The sequence below is a fragment of the Pseudomonas sp. UBA5666 genome, assembly GCF_002420785.1.
In the GTDB taxonomy this organism is placed as follows: domain Bacteria; phylum Pseudomonadota; class Gammaproteobacteria; order Pseudomonadales; family Pseudomonadaceae; genus Aquipseudomonas; species Aquipseudomonas fulva.
Genome location: NZ_DIIQ01000006.1, coordinates 29,887 through 46,347, shown reverse-complemented (window position 1 = coordinate 46,347; position 16,461 = coordinate 29,887). Strand labels below are relative to the sequence as shown.

Sequence of the window (16,461 nt, the reverse complement as noted above, 5' to 3'; positions counted from 1 at the left end):
AAGGCGACACAGGTCAGCGGGCAACAAGACCCGCCACCACAAAAGGACATCCCCCTTGAGCACTGCCGGCAAATCCATCCTGATGGTCGACGACGATCAGGAAATTCGCGAACTGTTGCAAACCTACCTCAGCCGCTCGGGCTTTCAGGTCAATGCCCAGGCCGATGGCGCCGGGTTTCGTCATGCCCTGGACACCACCGCTTGTGACCTGGTTATCCTGGACGTCATGCTGCCGGACGAGGACGGTTTCAGCCTGTGCCGATGGGTACGCCAGCACCCGCGTCATGCGCGGGTGCCCATCATCATGTTGACGGCAAGCTCGGACGAGACCGATCGGGTCATCGGGCTCGAGCTTGGCGCCGATGATTACCTGGGCAAGCCGTTCAGCCCGCGTGAACTACAGGCCCGCATCAAAGCCTTGCTGCGCCGCGCCGAGTTTGGGCAAGCAGCGCCGGGTGGGGCGGTGCTGGCATTCGACGATTGGCGGCTCGACACGGTCAGCCATCGCCTGTTCCACCGCGACGGAGAGGAGGTGATTCTCTCGGGCGCGGACTTTGCGCTGCTCAAGCTGTTTCTGGACCACCCCCAGCAGATCCTCGACCGCGACACCATCGGCAACGCCACGCGAGGGCGAGAGCCGATGCCACTGGACCGCATCGTGGACATGGCCGTCAGCCGTCTGCGCCAGCGCTTGCGCGACACCGAAAAGCCACCCCGGCTGATCCGCACCGTGCGTGGCAGCGGCTACCTGCTGGCGACCCATGTCTGCACTGCACCCTGAGCGGCGGTGGCGCCTGCTGCCACGTTCGCTGCTGGGGCGCATGCTGCTGCTGACCTTGCTGGTGGTTCTGCTGGCCCAAGGGCTGTCGAGCATCATCTGGGTGGCCCAGCTGCGCGCCAGCCAGTTGCAAGGGCTGCGTGCCAGTGCCAGCAGCCTGGCCCACTCGATGAGCGCCAGCGTCAGTTACTTTCGCTCGCTGCCCGTTGCTTACCGGCCAATGGTGCTCGACCAGTTGCGCAGCATGGGAGGCACGCGGTTTTTCGTTTCGCTGAACGCCAAGCCGCTGGACATGCAGATGCTGCCTGTCACGCCGCGCAAGCAGGCAGTGATGGAGGTGTTCCAGCAAGTGCTGCATGAGCGTCTAGGGCCGCAGATGGACATTTCCGTCGAATTCGTCGACCCCGATGAACTGCGCATCTTCAACAGCGGGCTCAAGCTCGACGAGCTGCCAAGGTCATGGGCCCATTATTCGCTCACCCTCGAACCGCTCAATCCGCCGGTACTGGTCACCCAGATTCGTCTGGCCGAAGGCGAATGGCTGTACATCGCCTCGTTGTTGCCCGAGCCCTATACCAGCCTGGAAGCCGAGCGTCTGCCGCGCCAGCAGATCGGCTTCATCGTCCTGACTACGGCATTGTTGTTGCTGTTCATCGGGCTGCTGGTGCAATGGCAGAGCTGGCCGCTCAAGCGCCTGGCCCGTGCAGCGCGGGAGCTGTCACTGGGCGCCGATGTTGCGCCTGTGGCCGAAGGCGGCGGCAGCGAGGTGGTGGAGGTGGGTCGGGCCTTCAACAGCATGCGCGAGCGGATCAGCCGTTACCTCACCGAGCGTAGCCAATTGTTCAGCGCCATCTCCCACGACCTGCGTACGCCCATCACCCGGCTTCGCCTGCGTGTCGAACTGCTTGAAGACGAGCACCTGCAAGCCAAGTTCAGCCAGGACCTGGACGAACTGGAATTGCTGGTAAAGGGCGCGCTGCAATGCGTGAAGGACACCGACATTCACGAGAACATCGAGCCGGTGGACCTCAATCATATCCTCGAACTGCTGGCCGAGCCGTACCTGCGAGACGGTAGGATCATACTCGAAGGGCATGCCCTGGCGCCGTATCCGGGCAAGCCACTGGCATTGCGGCGCTGCATCGGCAACCTGATCGACAACGCCATCAAGTACGGCGAGCGGGCGCGGCTGCGTATCATCGACGGTGCGGCAGGCTTCGTCCTGCAGGTCGATGATCAGGGGCCTGGGGTGCCGCAACAGCAGATGGAGCAGGTGTTCGAACCCCATGTGCGGCTGGCCGGTCATCAGCAAGGCTATGGGCTGGGGTTGGGCATTGCCCGCAACATCGCCCACAGCCACGGTGGCGAGGTCAGCCTGCTCAATCTGCGCGAAGGCGGCTTGCGGGTGACCTTGTACCTGCCACGGGGCGTGGACTGACCCACCTGTACGCGTTGAACGTGCACCTGCGCGCAGAGGGCCAAATGTCACGGGCACGTGACAATCATGCCCGCGTTCGTGACACCCCACGTGGCCTGGCTGGCTAGAATCGGCACACGACTGGCAAGGACCTCGCTGGCGATGAACAATGATCTTTCTTCACAGGTGTCCTGGCTCCAAGCTCCGGGGCACACCGCATGGCGGCTGGCCGAGGGGCAGCGGTTGCTGGCCTTCGCCAGGGCTGCACGGCTCGCAGAAGGGTTTGGTGACCTGGATGCGGCAGGCAGGCTTGCCCTTGATGCAAGCGCCCAGACCCTGACCACTGCCCGCATGACCCACTGTTTCGCCCTGGCTCACCTTCAAGGCCTGCCGGGCCACCTAGGGCTGGCTGCCCACGGTGTGAGTGCCCTGCGCGGCCCCCTGAAGGATGCGCGCTACGGCGGCTGGTTTGCCCAGGCGGGCGGCCGTCAGGACAGTGGCAAGGATGCGTACCTGCATGCGTTCGTCGCCCTGGCCGCCAGCTCCGCCGTGGTGGCGGGCGTCGATGATGCTGAGGCCTTGCTGAGCGACGCCATCGACATCATCGAGCGGCATTTCTGGAGCGAGGAGGAAGGTGCGCTTCGCGAAGCCTACGCCCGCGCCTGGCAGATGCCCGAGCCCTACCGCGGCGCCAACAGCAACATGCACGCGACCGAGGCGTTCCTGGCCCTGGCCGATGTCACCGGCAACCCAGTGTGGTTGCACCGCGCCTTGCGCATTGCCGAGCGCATCATCCATGCCCACGCGGCTGCCAACGGCTACCGAGTGGTGGAACACTTCGACGTCTTCTGGCGGCCGCTCAAGGACTACAACCAAGCACACCCGGCCGACCACTTCCGACCCTACGGCACGACGCCTGGGCATGCCTTCGAGTGGGCGCGGCTTCTGCTTCATCTGGAGGCCAGCCTGGCCCGCTGCGGGCACCAGCCCCCGCCATGGCTGGTCGACAGTGCCCGCGCCCTGTTCGACGCCGCCTGCGCACAGGCGTGGAGCGTCGATGGCCAGCCTGGCTTCGTCTACACCCTCGGCTGGGATGATCAGCCACGGGTACGCGCCCGGCTGCATTGGGTTCACGCCGAAGCCTGCGCATGCGCAGCAGCCCTGTTGCAGCGCACGGGGCAGGCGCGCTTCGAGCAGTGGTATCGGCGCTGCTGGGACTTCATCACCGAGCATTTCATCGATCTTGAAGGCGGCAGTTGGCACCACGAACTCGATGCCGACAACCGTCCTGCCGGCACGATATGGCCCGGTAAGCCCGACCTGTACCATGCCTACCAGGCCCTGTTGCTACCCGGCCTGCCGCTGGCACGAAGCCTGGCGAGCGGGTTGGCCCTGAATGTAACCAAACGATGACATTCGCGCATCGCTTCGTTACCTGGCGGTGCGCGCACGCTGTTTAGACTCCATGCAACGCAAGCGCACGACTTGCACGGCATAACAACAATAAGGTGTAGAAATGACTTCCTACCTTCGTCTCGCTGCCGCGATCTCCCTGGCATCCTTGTTCCCCCTGACTGCGCACGCTGCCGATGCCAAGGGCACCGTCGAAGTGGTGCACTGGTGGACATCGGGTGGTGAAAAAGCGGCCGTCGATGTGCTCAAGGCCCAGGTCGAGAAAGACGGTTTCACCTGGAAGGACGGCGCCGTGGCCGGCGGCGGCGGCGCTACTGCCATGACCGTGCTCAAAAGCCGAGCGGTGGCTGGCAATCCGCCAGGCGTCGCGCAGATCAAGGGCCCCGACATCCAGGATTGGGCTGCAACCGGCCTGCTCGACAGCGACGTGCTCAAGGATGTGGCCAAGCAGGAAAAGTGGGATGCACTGCTGGACAAGAAAGTCGCCGACACCGTGAAATACGACGGCGACTATGTAGCCGTTCCGGTCAACATCCATCGCACCAACTGGCTGTGGATCAACCCTGAAGCCTTCAAGAAGGCCGGGATCGACAAGGCGCCCGCCACCCTCGATGAGTTCTATGCCGCTGCCGACAAGCTCAAGGCGGCAGGCATCATCCCGCTCGCCCACGGTGGCCAGCCGTGGCAGGACAGCACCGTCTTCGAAAGCGTCGTGCTGTCGGTGATGGGTGTCGACGGCTACAAGAAAGCCATGGTCGACCTGGACAACGATGCCCTGACCGGGCCCGACATGATCAAGGCCCTGACCGAGCTCAAGCGGGTCGCCACGTACATGGACCCCGATGGCAAAGGCCAGGACTGGAACCTGGAAGCTGCCAAGGTCATCAACGGCAAGGCTGGTATGCAGATCATGGGCGACTGGGCCAAGAGCGAGTGGACCTTGGCCAAGAAAACCGCCGGCAAGGACTACCAGTGCGTGCCGTTCCCCGGCACCGAGAAGGCCTTCCTGTACAACATCGATTCGCTGGTGGTGTTCAAGCAGAACGATGAGGGCACAGCTGCCGGCCAGCAGGACATCGCCCGCAAGGTGCTGGGTGAGGAGTTCCAGAAGGTGTTCAGCACCAACAAAGGCTCGATCCCGGTGCGCAACGACATGCTTGCCGACATGGGCAAGTATGGGTTCGATGCGTGCGCCCAGACCTCGGCCAAGGACTTCCTCGCCGACGCCAAGACCGGCGGCCTGCAGCCGAGCATGGCGCACAACATGGCCACGACGCTGGCCGTGCAGGGCGCCTTCTTCGATGTGGTGACCAACTACATCAACGACCCCAGGGCCGACCCGGCAGACGCGGCCAAGAAGCTGGCAGCCGCCATCCGAGCGGCCAAGTAGCCCACGGGCTGGCCAATGCGGCCCGGTGTCGGGGATGCCTGACGGGCCGCTGCGCCATCGTGGCCCGGCGTGACAAGCAGGCTGCGTGGCCCATCGACCTGTGGCTGCGTCAGTCTCGCGCGGCCACCGGCCTCGCACCCCGGTGCTACGTAGCGCCCAAGGCGACCTTCAAACCTGAGCAAGACAGTCGCTGCCGCGCGCCCTGCGCAGCAGCGCCTTCGAGGTGAACCATGACCACTACCACCGCCCGCCTGCGGGCTTCTCCCATGGATGCGCTACAGCGCTGGCTGCCCAAGCTGGTGCTGGCGCCGAGCATGTTCATCGTGCTGGTGGGCTTCTACGGCTACATCCTCTGGACCTTTGTGCTGTCCTTCACCACGTCCACGTTCCTGCCTACCTACAAGTGGGCAGGGCTGGCGCAGTACGTGCGTTTGTTCGACAACGACCGCTGGTGGGTGGCGAGCAAGAACCTGCTGGTGTTCGGCGGGCTGTTCATTACCATCAGCCTGGCGATTGGCGTGCTGCTGGCGGTGCTGCTGGACCAGCGCATTCGCCGCGAGGGGTTCATCCGCACCATTTACCTGTATCCCATGGCCCTGTCGATGATCGTTACCGGCACGGCCTGGAAGTGGTTGCTCAACCCTGGCATGGGGCTGGACAAGCTGCTGCGCGACTGGGGCTGGGAGGGCTTTCGCCTGGACTGGCTGCTGGACCCGGAGCGGGTGGTGTACTGCCTGGTGATCGCGGCCGTGTGGCAGGCCTCGGGTTTCATCATGGCGATGTTCCTCGCCGGCCTGCGGGGCGTTGATCCCTCGATCATCCGCGCCGCCCAGATCGACGGTGCCAGCCTGCCGCGCATCTATTGGCGCGTGGTGCTGCCCAGCTTGCGCCCGGTGTTCTTCAGCTCGGTGATGATCCTCTCGCACATCGCCATCAAGAGCTTCGACCTGGTTGCTGCGATGACGGCAGGCGGGCCCGGCTACTCGTCCGACCTGCCGGCGATGTTCATGTATGCCTTCACCTTCAGCCGCGGGCAGATGGGCATGGGCTCGGCCAGTGCCATCCTCATGCTGGGGGCGATCCTGGCCATCCTGGTGCCTTACCTGTATTCAGAGTTGCGGAGCAAACGCCATGCATAGCCCTGTCGACAAACCCGCGCTCAGCCCCAGCCGGCTCGCCATCCATGCCGTGCTGCTGATCGCCGTGGTGCTGTACCTGGTGCCACTGGTGGTGATGCTGCTGACCAGTTTCAAAACCCCCGAGGACATCAGTACCGGCAACCTGCTCAGCTGGCCGACAGCGATCACGGCCATTGGCTGGGTCAAGGCCTGGGGCACGGTCAGCGGCTATTTCTGGAACTCGATTTTGATCACCGTGCCCGCGGTGCTGATTTCCACCACCATTGGTGCGCTCAATGGCTATGTGCTGTCGATGTGGCGCTTCCGTGGCTCGCAGCTGTTCTTCGGCCTGCTGTTGTTCGGCTGCTTCCTGCCGTTCCAGACGGTGCTGCTGCCGGCCTCGTTCACCCTGGGCAAGCTCGGGTTGGCCAGTACCACCACCGGCCTGGTGCTGGTACATGTGGTCTATGGCCTGGCCTTCACCACACTGTTCTTTCGCAACTTCTACGTCAGCATTCCCGATGCCCTGGTCAAGGCCGCACGGCTGGACGGGGCAGGGTTCTTCACCATCTTCAGGCGCATCATCCTGCCCATGTCAACGCCGATCATCATGGTCTGCCTGATCTGGCAGTTCACCCAGATCTGGAACGACTTCCTGTTCGGCGTGGTGTTCTCCAGTGGCGACTCGCAACCCATCACGGTGGCCTTGAACAACCTGGTCAATACCAGCACCGGGGCCAAGGAGTACAACGTCGACATGGCCGCCGCGATGATCGCCGGCCTGCCGACCCTGCTGGTGTACGTGGTGGCAGGCAAATATTTCGTGCGCGGGCTCACGGCCGGCGCGGTTAAGGGGTAAGTCATGGCAACGCTCGAACTTCGCAACGTGAACAAAACCTACGGTGCCGGGCTGCCGGATACCCTCAAGGACATCCAGCTGTCGATCAAGGACGGTGAGTTCCTGATCCTGGTCGGCCCTTCGGGCTGCGGCAAGTCGACCTTGATGAACTGCATCGCCGGGCTTGAGCAGATCACCGGTGGCGCCATCCTGATCGACCAGCAGGACGTCAGCGGCATGAGCCCCAAGGACCGTGACATCGCCATGGTGTTCCAGTCCTATGCGCTGTACCCGACCATGACCGTGCGCGAGAACATCGAATTTGGCCTGAAGATCCGCAAGATGCCCCAAGCCGCCATCGACGAGGAGGTGGCGCGGGTGGCCAAGCTGCTGCAGATCGAGCACCTGCTGGCGCGCAAGCCGGCGCAACTGTCTGGCGGTCAGCAGCAGCGCGTGGCCATGGGCAGGGCGCTGGCGCGCCGGCCGAAGATCTACCTGTTCGATGAACCGTTGTCCAACCTCGATGCCAAGTTACGGGTCGAGATGCGCACTGAAATGAAACTGATGCACCAGCGCCTGAAAACCACCACCGTCTACGTCACCCATGATCAGATCGAGGCCATGACCCTGGGTGACAAGGTAGCTGTCATGAAGGACGGCATCATCCAGCAGTTCGGTACGCCTCAGCAGATCTACAACGACCCGGCTAACCAGTTCGTCGCAAGCTTCATTGGCTCGCCGCCCATGAACTTCGTGCCGGCGCGGCTGGTTGCACAAGGCGGTCAGCTGCATGCGGTACTCGACAGTGGCCAGGCACGCTGCGAGCTGCCCCTGCCCGGCGCCGACCTGGGCCTGGAAGGGCGCGAAATCGTCTTGGGCATTCGTCCCGAGCAGATTGCCCTGGGCGCCGAGGGTGGCAACGGCGGGCCAAGCATTCGCGCCCAGGTACAGGTCACCGAGCCCACCGGCCCGGACATGCTGGTGTTCGTGACACTCAACCAGACCAAGGTGTGCTGCCGACTGGCCCCCGACGTGGCCTGCCAGGTAGGCGACACCCTGGCCCTGCAGTTCGACCCGGCGCGGGTGCTGCTGTTCGACGCCCAGAGCGGCGAGCGCCTGCAGGCAAACCTTATCGCCAATACCGTCAAGGACAACATGGCTGCCCTCGGTGGCCGTTGAATCGTCTACACCATCAATAAGAAAAAGAGGACGCAACGCAATGGAACAGCGCAATCGTATTACCACCTGGGGCTCACTGGCGTTGCTTGCGCCGCTGGCGATGGCCGTCAGTACTGGCCTGCAGGCTGCCGAAGCTTTCTCCAGCGAGTCGAAATGGATGACCGGTGATTGGGGCGGCACCCGCACCGAGCTGCTGGAAAAAGGCTACGACTTCACCGTCGATTACGTTGGCGAAGTGGCCAGCAACCTCCACGGTGGCTACAACAACGACAAGACCGCCCGCTACAGCGACCAGTTCGCCTTGGGTGCGCACTTGGACCTGCAGAAGATCTTCGGCTGGCACGATGCCGAATTCAAACTGGCCATCACCGAGCGAAGCGGTCGCAACCTGTCCAACGACCGCATCAGCGACCCACGCGCCGGGCAGTTCAGCTCGGTGCAGGAAGTGTGGGGACGCGGCCAGACCTGGCGCTTGACCCAGATGTGGTTCAAACAGAAGTACTTCGACGGCGCGCTGGACGTGAAATTCGGCCGCTTCGGGCCGGGCGAGGACTTCAACAGCTTCCCTTGCGACTTCCAGAACCTGGCGTTCTGCGGCTCGCAAGTGGGTAACTGGGTGGGCGGTATCTGGTACAACTGGCCCGTCAGCCAATGGGCGACGCGCGTCAAGTACAACGTCACCCCCGAGTTCTATGTACAAGTCGGTGCCTACGAGCAGAACCCGTCCAACCTGGAAACCGGCAATGGCTTCAAGCTGAGCGGCAGCGGCACCAAGGGCGCGATCCTGCCGGTGGAAATGGTCTGGACGCCGAAGCTCAACGGCCTGCCCGGCGAATACCGCCTGGGCTATTACTACAGCACCGCCGATGCCGAAGATGTGTACAAGGACGTCAACGGCAACGCCCAAGGGCTCAGTGGTTCGGGCTTCAAGTCGCACTCTAGCAAGCACGGCTGGTGGGTGGTGGCGCAACAGCAGGTGACGGCCCAGGCGGGTGACGTCAACCGCGGGCTGAGCCTGTTCGCCAACTTCACGGTGCACGACAAGGCCACCAACGTGGTCGACAACTACCAGCAGGTGGGCATGGTCTACAAAGGCGCCTTCGACGCCCGGCCCAAGGATGATATCGGTTTCGGTATCGCCCGCATCCACGTCAATGACGATGTGCGCAAGCGTGCGCGCCAGCTCAACGACATGAGCGGCATCAACGACTACGACAACCCAGGCTTCGTCCCGCTGCAACGTACCGAGTACAACGCCGAGCTGTACTACGGCTTCCACGTCACCAACTGGCTGACCGTGCGGCCGAACCTTCAGTACATCAAGAGCCCCGGCGGCGTGGATGAAGTGGACAATGCGCTGGTGGCAGGCCTGAAGATTCAGTCGTCTTTCTAAGTGCATTTGTTGTAAATTTACGCCAATCCCGTTTGGCGCCCGGCAACCACTGACCTGCAGTGGTTGCCGTGGACAGGCCAAGACAGCGCTACCTCAAACAACAAGAGCCCTGCACCATGCCTGAGCATCCGCTCCATCGCTTCTTCGCCGCGCGGCGGCCCCGGCCGACGTTCGAATGGGAGCGCTACCAGCAGCGCGATGTGCTGATCATCGATCACCCCCTGTGCCAGGCGGCTTTCAGTCGCCAGGGGGCACAGTTGCTGCATTTCCAGCCCACAGGTGAACGGCCCTGGCTGTGGTGCGCAGAACAGTGGCCACAGGTGGGCGCCATTCGCGGCGGGGTGCCGGTCTGCTGGCCCTGGTACGGGCGCCATCCCAGTGAAGACCTGTGGCCTGCCCACGGTTGGGCCCGCCTGCTGGACTGGAAGCTGATGGACAGTCATGAGGATGAGCAGGGCGTGGTCCTCAAGTGGCGCCTGGAACTGTGCGACTGGCAGGTCGACCTGGAGGCGCGGCTGGGCAGCCGCATGGAGTTGAGCCTGAGCACCGAGCATCAGGACAGCGAGCCGTGCCAGTTGAGTCATGCCTTGCTGGCCTACTGGCGTATCAGTGACGTGTCGGAGGTAGCGCTGTCCGGGCTCGAGGACATCGAGGGGTACGACCACCTCAACCGTCAGGCATGCCGCCAGGACGGGGCGCTCAAGCCCAAGGGCGGCTGCCAGCGGGTCTATCCGGGCATTCCGCGCGTGCAACTGCATGACCCGGCCTGGCAGCGCCAGCTGTGCATCGACACCGGCGACAGCGACGACACGGTCGTATGGCACCCCGGCAGCCGGCCGCTATTGGGGGTTACCGGGCGCGAGTGCCAGCGTTTCGTGTGTGTGGAGGCTGCCAGCGGCAGCGACGACGGCCTGAGCCTGGCACCGGGGCAGCGCGCGCACTTGAGTCTGCAGGCGCACCGGCTCAGCTGAGTTCGTCGTCCTCGATGGGGTAGCGACTGGCGTTGAGGCTTTCCTTGATTTTGCGCAGGTGTGGCTGGAAATCCACGCCCCGGCGCAAGGTCATGCCGGTGGCCAGCACATCGAGTACGGTCAACTGGATGATGCGCGAGGTCATCGGCATATAGATGTCGGTGTCTTCGGGCAGGGGGATGTGAAGGCTAAGGCTGCAGGCGTTGGCCAGCGGCGACCCGGCCGCTGTCAGGCCCAGCACCGAGGCGCCGTTTTCCCTGGCTAGACGGGCTACTTCCACCAGCTCGCGAGTACGCCCAGTGTAGGAAATGATCACGAACAGGTCGCCAGTATGGGTCACCGAGGCCAGCATGCGTTGCATCAGTACGTCGGCATGCGCCGACACTGCCAGGTTGAAGCGGAAGAACTTGTGCTGGGCATCCAGCGCCACCGGCGCGGAGGCGCCCAGGCCGAAGAAGTGAATCTGCCGAGCCTGGATCATCATGTCGACTGCGCGGCTGACCTGCTGGGGATCCAGCTGCTGGCAGGCACTGTCGAGCGAAGCGATGGCGCTGGCGAAGATTTTCTGGGTATAGGCCGCCGGATCGTCATCGGCCTCCACCGCACGGCTGACGTAGGCAGCGCCGCTGGCCAGGCTTTGCGCCAGTTGCAGTTTCAGCTCCGGGTAACCGCTGACACCGAATGAGCGGCAGAAGCGGTTGACGGTCGGTTCGCTGACCTTGGCCGCCTGGGCCAGCGCCGCGATGCTGAAGCGTGTGGCTTGTTGCGGGTTGAGCAGGATGACTTCGGCGACTTTGCGTTCGGCCTTGTTCAGCTCGTCGAGGCGTCCCTGGATCTGTTCCAGGAGGTTTCTCACGCGGTCCATGGGGTGTCCTTGGGTCGGGAAGACAGCCAGCTGAGGGAGCAGCAGGCCTGTTTGCAGGGTCGTCTATCGTACTGGCGGCGCCGATTGCGCACCACTCGTCTGTCATACATCCGAATAATGTTATGGTTTTTACTACATTTTTCCTTGAAAACCCTAACTGAAAACGGTATTTCTAAATCAACTTTAGGAAAGAACCAACATCATGGCTGCAATCAGTGTCGAACCTTGCACATTTGCCCTGTTTGGCGCCCTGGGCGACCTGGCCCTGCGCAAGCTCTTCCCTGCGCTGTACCAGCTCGACCGCGCCGGGCTATTGCACGCCCAGACGCGCCTGCTGGCGCTGGCGCGTGAGGCTGGCAGCGCCCAGGATCACCTGAACAGCATCGAAGCCCACTTGCGCAAACATGTGCCCGAGGCCGACATCGAGGCTCCGGCGCTCGAGCGCTTCCTGGCAAGGCTCGATTACCAGCACCTGGATTTTCTGCAGCCAGAAGGCTATCAGGCCCTGGCCGCGCAAGTGCCTGACGGGCATCCCCTGATCGCCTACTTCGCCACGGCCGCCGTTGTGTATGGTGCCATCAGCGAAAACCTGGACAAGGCGGGCCTGAGCGAGCGCACCCGTGTGGTACTGGAGAAGCCGATCGGTCACGACCTTGAGTCCTCACGCCGGGTCAATGATGCCGTGGCGCGGTTCTTTCCCGAAAGCCGCGTCTATCGCATCGACCACTACCTGGGCAAGGAGACGGTACAGAACCTGATCGCCTTGCGCTTCGCCAACAGCCTGTTCGAAACCCAATGGAACCAGAACTCCATCTCCCACGTGGAAATCACGGTGGCGGAGAAGGTGGGTATCGAGGGTCGCTGGGGCTACTTCGACAAGGCCGGGCAGTTGCGCGACATGATCCAGAACCACCTGTTGCAGTTGCTGTGCCTGATTGCCATGGACCCGCCGAGCGAGCTGTCGGCCGACGCCATTCGCGACGAGAAGGTCAAGGTGCTCAAGGCGCTGGCGCCAATCACCGGAGACGGGTTGAGCACGCGGGTGGTGCGCGGGCAGTACATTGCCGGCTACAGCGATGGCAAGCCGGTGCCGGGTTACCTTGAAGAAGACAACGCCAACAGCCAGAGCGACACCGAGACCTTCGTCGCTCTGCGCGCCGACATTCGCAACTGGCGCTGGTCGGGCGTGCCGTTCTACCTGCGCACCGGCAAGCGCATGCCGCAAAAGCTGTCGCAGATCGTCATCCACTTCAAGGAAACGCCGCACTACATCTTTGCCCCGGAACAGCGTTTGCAGGTGGGCAACAAGTTGATCATTCGCCTGCAGCCGGACGAAGGTATCTCCCTGCGCGTGATGACCAAGGAGCAAGGGCTGGACAAGGGTATGCAACTGCGCAGTGGCCCGCTGCAACTGAATTTTTCCGACGCCTGGCGTAGCGCGCGGATTCCGGATGCCTATGAACGCTTGCTGCTTGAAGTGATGCGGGGCAACCAGAACCTGTTCGTGCGCAAGGACGAAATCGAGTACGCCTGGAAGTGGTGTGACCAGCTGATTGCCGGCTGGCGCAACACAGGCGACGCCCCCAAGCCCTATGCTGCGGGCAGCTGGGGGCCAATGAGCTCGATTGCTTTGATCACCCGCGATGGGAGGGCCTGGTATGGCGACATCTGAAACATTGTCCGACTTGCAGTTTCCGACGAGCACCAAGGTGCATCAACTGCCCGACGCAAGCACCCTGGCTGACACATTGGCCAAGGATGTGAGTGACCGCCTGCGGGCGGCCATCAACGCTAACGGCCAGGCCTGCGTCGTGCTGTCTGGTGGACGCAGCCCGGTGCCTTTTCTCGAGCAACTGGCCAAGCAGGACATGGACTGGAGCAAGGTGACGGTTAGCCTTGCCGATGAGCGCTGGGTGCCGGTGGAGCACGCCGACAGCAATGCCGGCCTGTTGGCCCGGCACCTGCTCACAGGGCAGGCCGCCCAAGCGCGCTTCATTGGCTTGTACCAGCAAGCGCCTTCGCTGGAAGAAGCTGCAGAGCAGGCCGATCGCGCCCTGGCCGATCTGCCGCCCATCGACGTGCTGGTACTGGGTATGGGTGACGATGGCCATACGGCCTCGCTGTTCCCAGCCAGTCCCAACTTGGCCGAGGGCCTTGATCCAAACAATCCCCGCCGTTGCCTACCGCTAATGGCGCCAACCGTTCCCCATCAGCGTCTTTCCATGACCCGATCGCTGCTGGCCACGGCAGGGTTCACCGCATTGTCCGTGCAAGGGCCAGGCAAACTCGCTACCCTGCGCGCCGCGCTGGCGGATGGCGACCTCGCCGAAATGCCCATTCGCGCTTTTCTTCACGCACCCCTGGACATCTACTGGTGCCCATGAGCCAAGGATCCACAGCAATGATCACCCTCGAACGTCCACAGCCCAAGCTCTCGATGGCCGACAAGGCCGCGCGGGTCGACGCCATCTGCGAAGCGGCGCGCATCCTGCCGGTGATCACCATCGCCCGCGAACAGGACATCCTGCCACTGGCCGATGCCCTGGCAGCCGGCGGTATCCGCACGCTGGAAGTGACCCTGCGTTCACAGCATGGCCTGAAGGCCATCGAAGTGCTGCGTGAGCAGCGCCCCGAACTGTGTGTAGGCGCCGGGACGGTGCTCGATCGCGCCATGTTTGCAGCCGTCGAGGCCGCTGGCGCCCAGTTCGTCGTCACGCCCGGCATTACCCAGGATGTGCTCCAAGCAGGTGTGGAGAGCGAAATCCCATTGCTGCCGGGTATCAGCACCCCGTCCGAAATCATGATGGGCTACGCGCTGGGCTACCGCCGTTTCAAGCTGTTCCCCGCCGAAATCAGCGGTGGCGTGGCGGCGATCAAAGCCTTTGCCGGCCCGTTTGGCGATATCCGTTTCTGCCCCACCGGCGGCGTCAACCCGGCCAACGTGCGCAATTACATGGCCTTGGCCAATGTGATGTGTGTAGGCGGCACCTGGATGCTCGACAGCAGCTGGATCAAGAATGGCGACTGGGCTCGCATCGAGGCCTGCAGTGCCGAGGCCATGGCGCTGGTGGACGGTCACTGAATTTCGTTGTGTGCTTTACGGCTTTTTGGGCGCTTGGTCGGCGCCCATTTTTTTGCCTGCCGTTTGCCGCTTGCGGGTGGTGAGCGCGTAGACGGTAGAGGTAAGTGTGCCTTTAGAACGTTGGGGCCGCAAAGCGGCCCCAACAATCCCGAGTCAACAACATCGGCTAAAGAGGCCGCTTTCTCCCTGACAGCACTCAGGCCGCCTTGGCCTCTTGCTGGCTCAGCGAGCGGTTCAGCGCGCTGAACAGGGCCTTGAAGCTGGCTGTGGTGATGTTTTCATCGATACCCACACCGTGCACAGGACGCCCCCCGGCTACACGCAACTCGATGTAGGCCGCTGCCTTAGCGTTGGTGCCGGCGCCGATGGCATGTTCGTTGTAGTCCATGATTTCGACGGCAACCGGCAGGCCGGCAACCAGGGCTTCCAGAGCGCCATTGCCCTTGCCGCGCCAGTGCAGCGTGGTCTCGCCTTCGCCAGCGACTTCCACTTCCACGGCACTGTGGCCGTTTTCTTCCTGCAGGCGATGGCTGACCAGCGCGTATGGCGCATTGGCTTGCAAGTATTCCTTGTGCAGCAAGCTGTAGATCTGCTGCGCCGTCATTTCCAGGCCCAGACGGTCGGTTTCGCCCTGCACAACCTGGCTGAACTCGATTTGCATGCGGCGCGGCAGGCTGATGCCGTATTCCTGCTCGAGCAGGTAGGTGATGCCGCCTTTGCCGGACTGGCTGTTGACGCGAATCACGGCCTCGTAGCTACGGCCGATATCGGCCGGGTCGATCGGCAGGTACGGAACTTCCCACAACTCGCCTTCCTGCTGCTTGGCCAGGCCCTTGCGAATGGCATCCTGGTGCGAGCCGGAGAAGGCTGTGTGCACCAGGTCGCCTACGTACGGGTGGCGCGGGTGTACCGGCAGCTGGTTGCATTCTTCGACGACCTTGCGCACACCGTCGATATCGGAGAAATCCAGGCCCGGATCGATGCCCTGGGTGTACAGGTTCAAGGCCAGCGTCACCAGGTCGACGTTGCCGGTACGCTCACCATTGCCGAACAGGCAGCCCTCGGCACGGTCGGCGCCGGCCATCAGGCCCAGCTCGGTCGCGGCGATGCCGGTTCCCCGGTCGTTGTGGCAGTGCAGGCTGATGATCACGCTGTCACGGCGGTTGATGTGGCGGCAGAACCATTCGATCTGGTCGGCGTACACGTTGGGCGTGGCGACTTCGACGGTAGCCGGCAGGTTGAGGATGATCTTGTGTTCGGGCGTGGGGTTCCACACCTCGATGACCGCATCGCACACTTCCTTGGCAAATTCCATCTCGGTAGCGCTGAAGGTTTCAGGCGAGTACTGGAATGTCCAGTGCGTGTCCGGCTGCTGTGCGGCGTATTTGACGAACAGCTTGGCCGCGTTTACCGCGATGTCCTTCACGCCCTGCTTGTCCTGGTTGAAGACGATGCGGCGGAAAGCCGGGCAGGTGGCGTTGTACAGGTGAACGATGGCCTTCTTGGCGCCGCGCAGGGACTCGAAGGTACGGGCAATCAGGTCTTCACGCGCCTGGGTCAGCACCTGGATGGTGGTGTCCTCTGGAATATGACCGTCTTCGATCAAGGTGCGGACGAAGTCGAAGTCGGTTTGCGAGGCCGAAGGGAAGGAGGCTTCAATTTCCTTCACGCCCACTTGCACCAAGGTCTTCCAGAACCGCAGCTTCTTCTCCGCATCCATCGGCTCGATCAGCGACTGGTTACCGTCCCGCAGGTCCGAGCTGCACCAGATGGGCGCCTCGGTGATGGTCTTGGACGGCCAGGTACGGTCGGGCAGGTCGATGGTGGGGAAGGCGCGGTATTTCTTCGAAGGGTCTTTGAGCATGGTCATGGAAGCAATCCTTTTATGTGCGGCCGAGATCGGGCCTGCCGAGCAGTAACGAGGTGGGGGCGAGGCGACGCGATTCAGCCTGGTAGTCGAGCGCTGACCAGGCAGAGGCTGCGATGTTGTCGGAGCAAGATGAGGGTGCTGAAGGTT

The 16,461-nt window shown here is 63.1% G+C and carries 14 protein-coding genes; 12 read left to right on the top strand and 2 right to left on the bottom strand.

Annotation, left to right across the window (positions count from 1 at the left end):
- Positions 1-55 precede the first annotated feature (55 nt).
- From gltR to B2Y33_RS04200, 9 genes are all read left to right on the top strand, one after another.
- Entirely contained in the window at positions 56-781 is a 726-nt protein-coding gene (gene gltR / locus B2Y33_RS04240) for a two-component system response regulator GltR (RefSeq protein WP_027913784.1), read from the top strand.
- On the top strand, positions 762-2,216 hold the full coding sequence (locus tag B2Y33_RS04235) for an ATP-binding protein (RefSeq protein ID WP_027913785.1): 1,455 nt from the start codon (positions 762-764) through the stop codon (positions 2,214-2,216). The genes gltR and B2Y33_RS04235 overlap by 20 nt, the downstream gene beginning before the upstream one ends.
- Positions 2,217-2,357: 141 nt before the next feature.
- The gene (locus tag B2Y33_RS04230) at positions 2,358-3,608 is read left to right on the top strand and encodes an AGE family epimerase/isomerase (RefSeq protein WP_027913786.1); all 1,251 of its coding nucleotides are present in this window, start codon (positions 2,358-2,360) and stop codon (positions 3,606-3,608) included.
- A gap of 103 nt (positions 3,609-3,711) precedes the next feature.
- Positions 3,712-4,998 (top strand): ABC transporter substrate-binding protein, encoded by a 1,287-nt coding sequence (locus B2Y33_RS04225; RefSeq protein ID WP_288632771.1) that lies wholly within the window; start codon positions 3,712-3,714, stop codon positions 4,996-4,998.
- A gap of 230 nt (positions 4,999-5,228) precedes the next feature.
- Positions 5,229-6,137, top strand: coding sequence for a carbohydrate ABC transporter permease (locus B2Y33_RS04220; RefSeq protein WP_027913788.1), 909 nt, complete (start codon positions 5,229-5,231; stop codon positions 6,135-6,137).
- Positions 6,130-6,975, top strand: a complete 846-nt coding sequence (locus tag B2Y33_RS04215; protein WP_023533435.1) for a carbohydrate ABC transporter permease — start codon at positions 6,130-6,132, stop codon at positions 6,973-6,975. Before B2Y33_RS04220 ends, B2Y33_RS04215 begins: the two co-directional genes overlap by 8 nt.
- A 3-nt stretch (positions 6,976-6,978) precedes the next feature.
- Positions 6,979-8,133, top strand: a complete 1,155-nt coding sequence (locus tag B2Y33_RS04210; RefSeq protein WP_206405466.1) for an ABC transporter ATP-binding protein — start codon at positions 6,979-6,981, stop codon at positions 8,131-8,133.
- A gap of 100 nt (positions 8,134-8,233) precedes the next feature.
- Positions 8,234-9,526 (top strand): carbohydrate porin, encoded by a 1,293-nt coding sequence (locus B2Y33_RS04205; RefSeq protein WP_225806717.1) that lies wholly within the window; start codon positions 8,234-8,236, stop codon positions 9,524-9,526.
- 116 nt (positions 9,527-9,642) lie between these two features.
- On the top strand, positions 9,643-10,497 hold the full coding sequence (locus B2Y33_RS04200; RefSeq protein WP_023533397.1) for a D-hexose-6-phosphate mutarotase: 855 nt from the start codon (positions 9,643-9,645) through the stop codon (positions 10,495-10,497).
- On the opposite strand, the gene hexR is transcribed toward B2Y33_RS04200, so the two are convergent.
- Positions 10,490-11,353 (bottom strand): DNA-binding transcriptional regulator HexR, encoded by an 864-nt coding sequence (gene hexR / locus B2Y33_RS04195; protein ID WP_173645906.1) that lies wholly within the window; start codon positions 11,351-11,353, stop codon positions 10,490-10,492. The two genes, B2Y33_RS04200 and hexR, sit on opposite strands and share 8 nt — an antisense overlap.
- 211 nt (positions 11,354-11,564) lie before the next feature.
- Here hexR and zwf point away from each other — a divergent pair, with 211 nt between their 5' ends.
- Genes zwf through B2Y33_RS04180 form a run of 3 tightly spaced genes read left to right on the top strand, consistent with a single transcriptional unit; the run spans position 11,565 to position 14,444 of the window.
- On the top strand, positions 11,565-13,034 hold the full coding sequence (zwf, locus tag B2Y33_RS04190) for a glucose-6-phosphate dehydrogenase (protein ID WP_027913791.1): 1,470 nt from the start codon (positions 11,565-11,567) through the stop codon (positions 13,032-13,034).
- Positions 13,021-13,746, top strand: coding sequence for a 6-phosphogluconolactonase (gene pgl, locus B2Y33_RS04185; protein WP_376743996.1), 726 nt, complete (start codon positions 13,021-13,023; stop codon positions 13,744-13,746). The genes zwf and pgl overlap by 14 nt, the downstream gene beginning before the upstream one ends.
- A 17-nt stretch (positions 13,747-13,763) precedes the next feature.
- Positions 13,764-14,444 carry a bifunctional 4-hydroxy-2-oxoglutarate aldolase/2-dehydro-3-deoxy-phosphogluconate aldolase gene (locus B2Y33_RS04180; RefSeq protein ID WP_023533406.1) on the top strand — a complete coding sequence of 227 codons (681 nt, stop codon included), beginning with the start codon at positions 13,764-13,766 and terminating at the stop codon, positions 14,442-14,444.
- A gap of 196 nt (positions 14,445-14,640) precedes the next feature.
- Here the strand turns inward: B2Y33_RS04180 and leuA are convergent, their stop codons facing one another.
- On the bottom strand, positions 14,641-16,314 hold the full coding sequence (gene leuA / locus B2Y33_RS04175; protein ID WP_023533308.1) for a 2-isopropylmalate synthase: 1,674 nt from the start codon (positions 16,312-16,314) through the stop codon (positions 14,641-14,643).
- Between the last annotated feature and the right edge of the window lie 147 nt (positions 16,315-16,461).

What these genes read in the sequence shown, in the direction of transcription:
- B2Y33_RS04235 (WP_027913785.1), top strand. Translation starts at nt 762, where the DNA reads ATGTCTGCACTGCACCCTGAGCGGCGGTGGCGCCTGCTGCCACGTTCG.
- B2Y33_RS04230 (WP_027913786.1), top strand. Translation starts at nt 2,358, where the DNA reads ATGAACAATGATCTTTCTTCACAGGTGTCCTGGCTCCAAGCTCCGGGG.
- B2Y33_RS04225 (WP_288632771.1), top strand. Translation starts at nt 3,712, where the DNA reads ATGACTTCCTACCTTCGTCTCGCTGCCGCGATCTCCCTGGCATCCTTG.
- B2Y33_RS04220 (WP_027913788.1), top strand. Translation starts at nt 5,229, where the DNA reads ATGACCACTACCACCGCCCGCCTGCGGGCTTCTCCCATGGATGCGCTA.
- B2Y33_RS04215 (WP_023533435.1), top strand. Translation starts at nt 6,130, where the DNA reads ATGCATAGCCCTGTCGACAAACCCGCGCTCAGCCCCAGCCGGCTCGCC.
- B2Y33_RS04210 (WP_206405466.1), top strand. Translation starts at nt 6,979, where the DNA reads ATGGCAACGCTCGAACTTCGCAACGTGAACAAAACCTACGGTGCCGGG.
- B2Y33_RS04205 (WP_225806717.1), top strand. Translation starts at nt 8,234, where the DNA reads ATGGCCGTCAGTACTGGCCTGCAGGCTGCCGAAGCTTTCTCCAGCGAG.
- B2Y33_RS04200 (WP_023533397.1), top strand. Translation starts at nt 9,643, where the DNA reads ATGCCTGAGCATCCGCTCCATCGCTTCTTCGCCGCGCGGCGGCCCCGG.
- zwf (WP_027913791.1), top strand. Translation starts at nt 11,565, where the DNA reads ATGGCTGCAATCAGTGTCGAACCTTGCACATTTGCCCTGTTTGGCGCC.
- pgl (WP_376743996.1), top strand. Translation starts at nt 13,021, where the DNA reads ATGGCGACATCTGAAACATTGTCCGACTTGCAGTTTCCGACGAGCACC.
- B2Y33_RS04180 (WP_023533406.1), top strand. Translation starts at nt 13,764, where the DNA reads ATGATCACCCTCGAACGTCCACAGCCCAAGCTCTCGATGGCCGACAAG.
- leuA (WP_023533308.1), bottom strand. Translation starts at nt 16,314, where the DNA reads ATGACCATGCTCAAAGACCCTTCGAAGAAATACCGCGCCTTCCCCACC.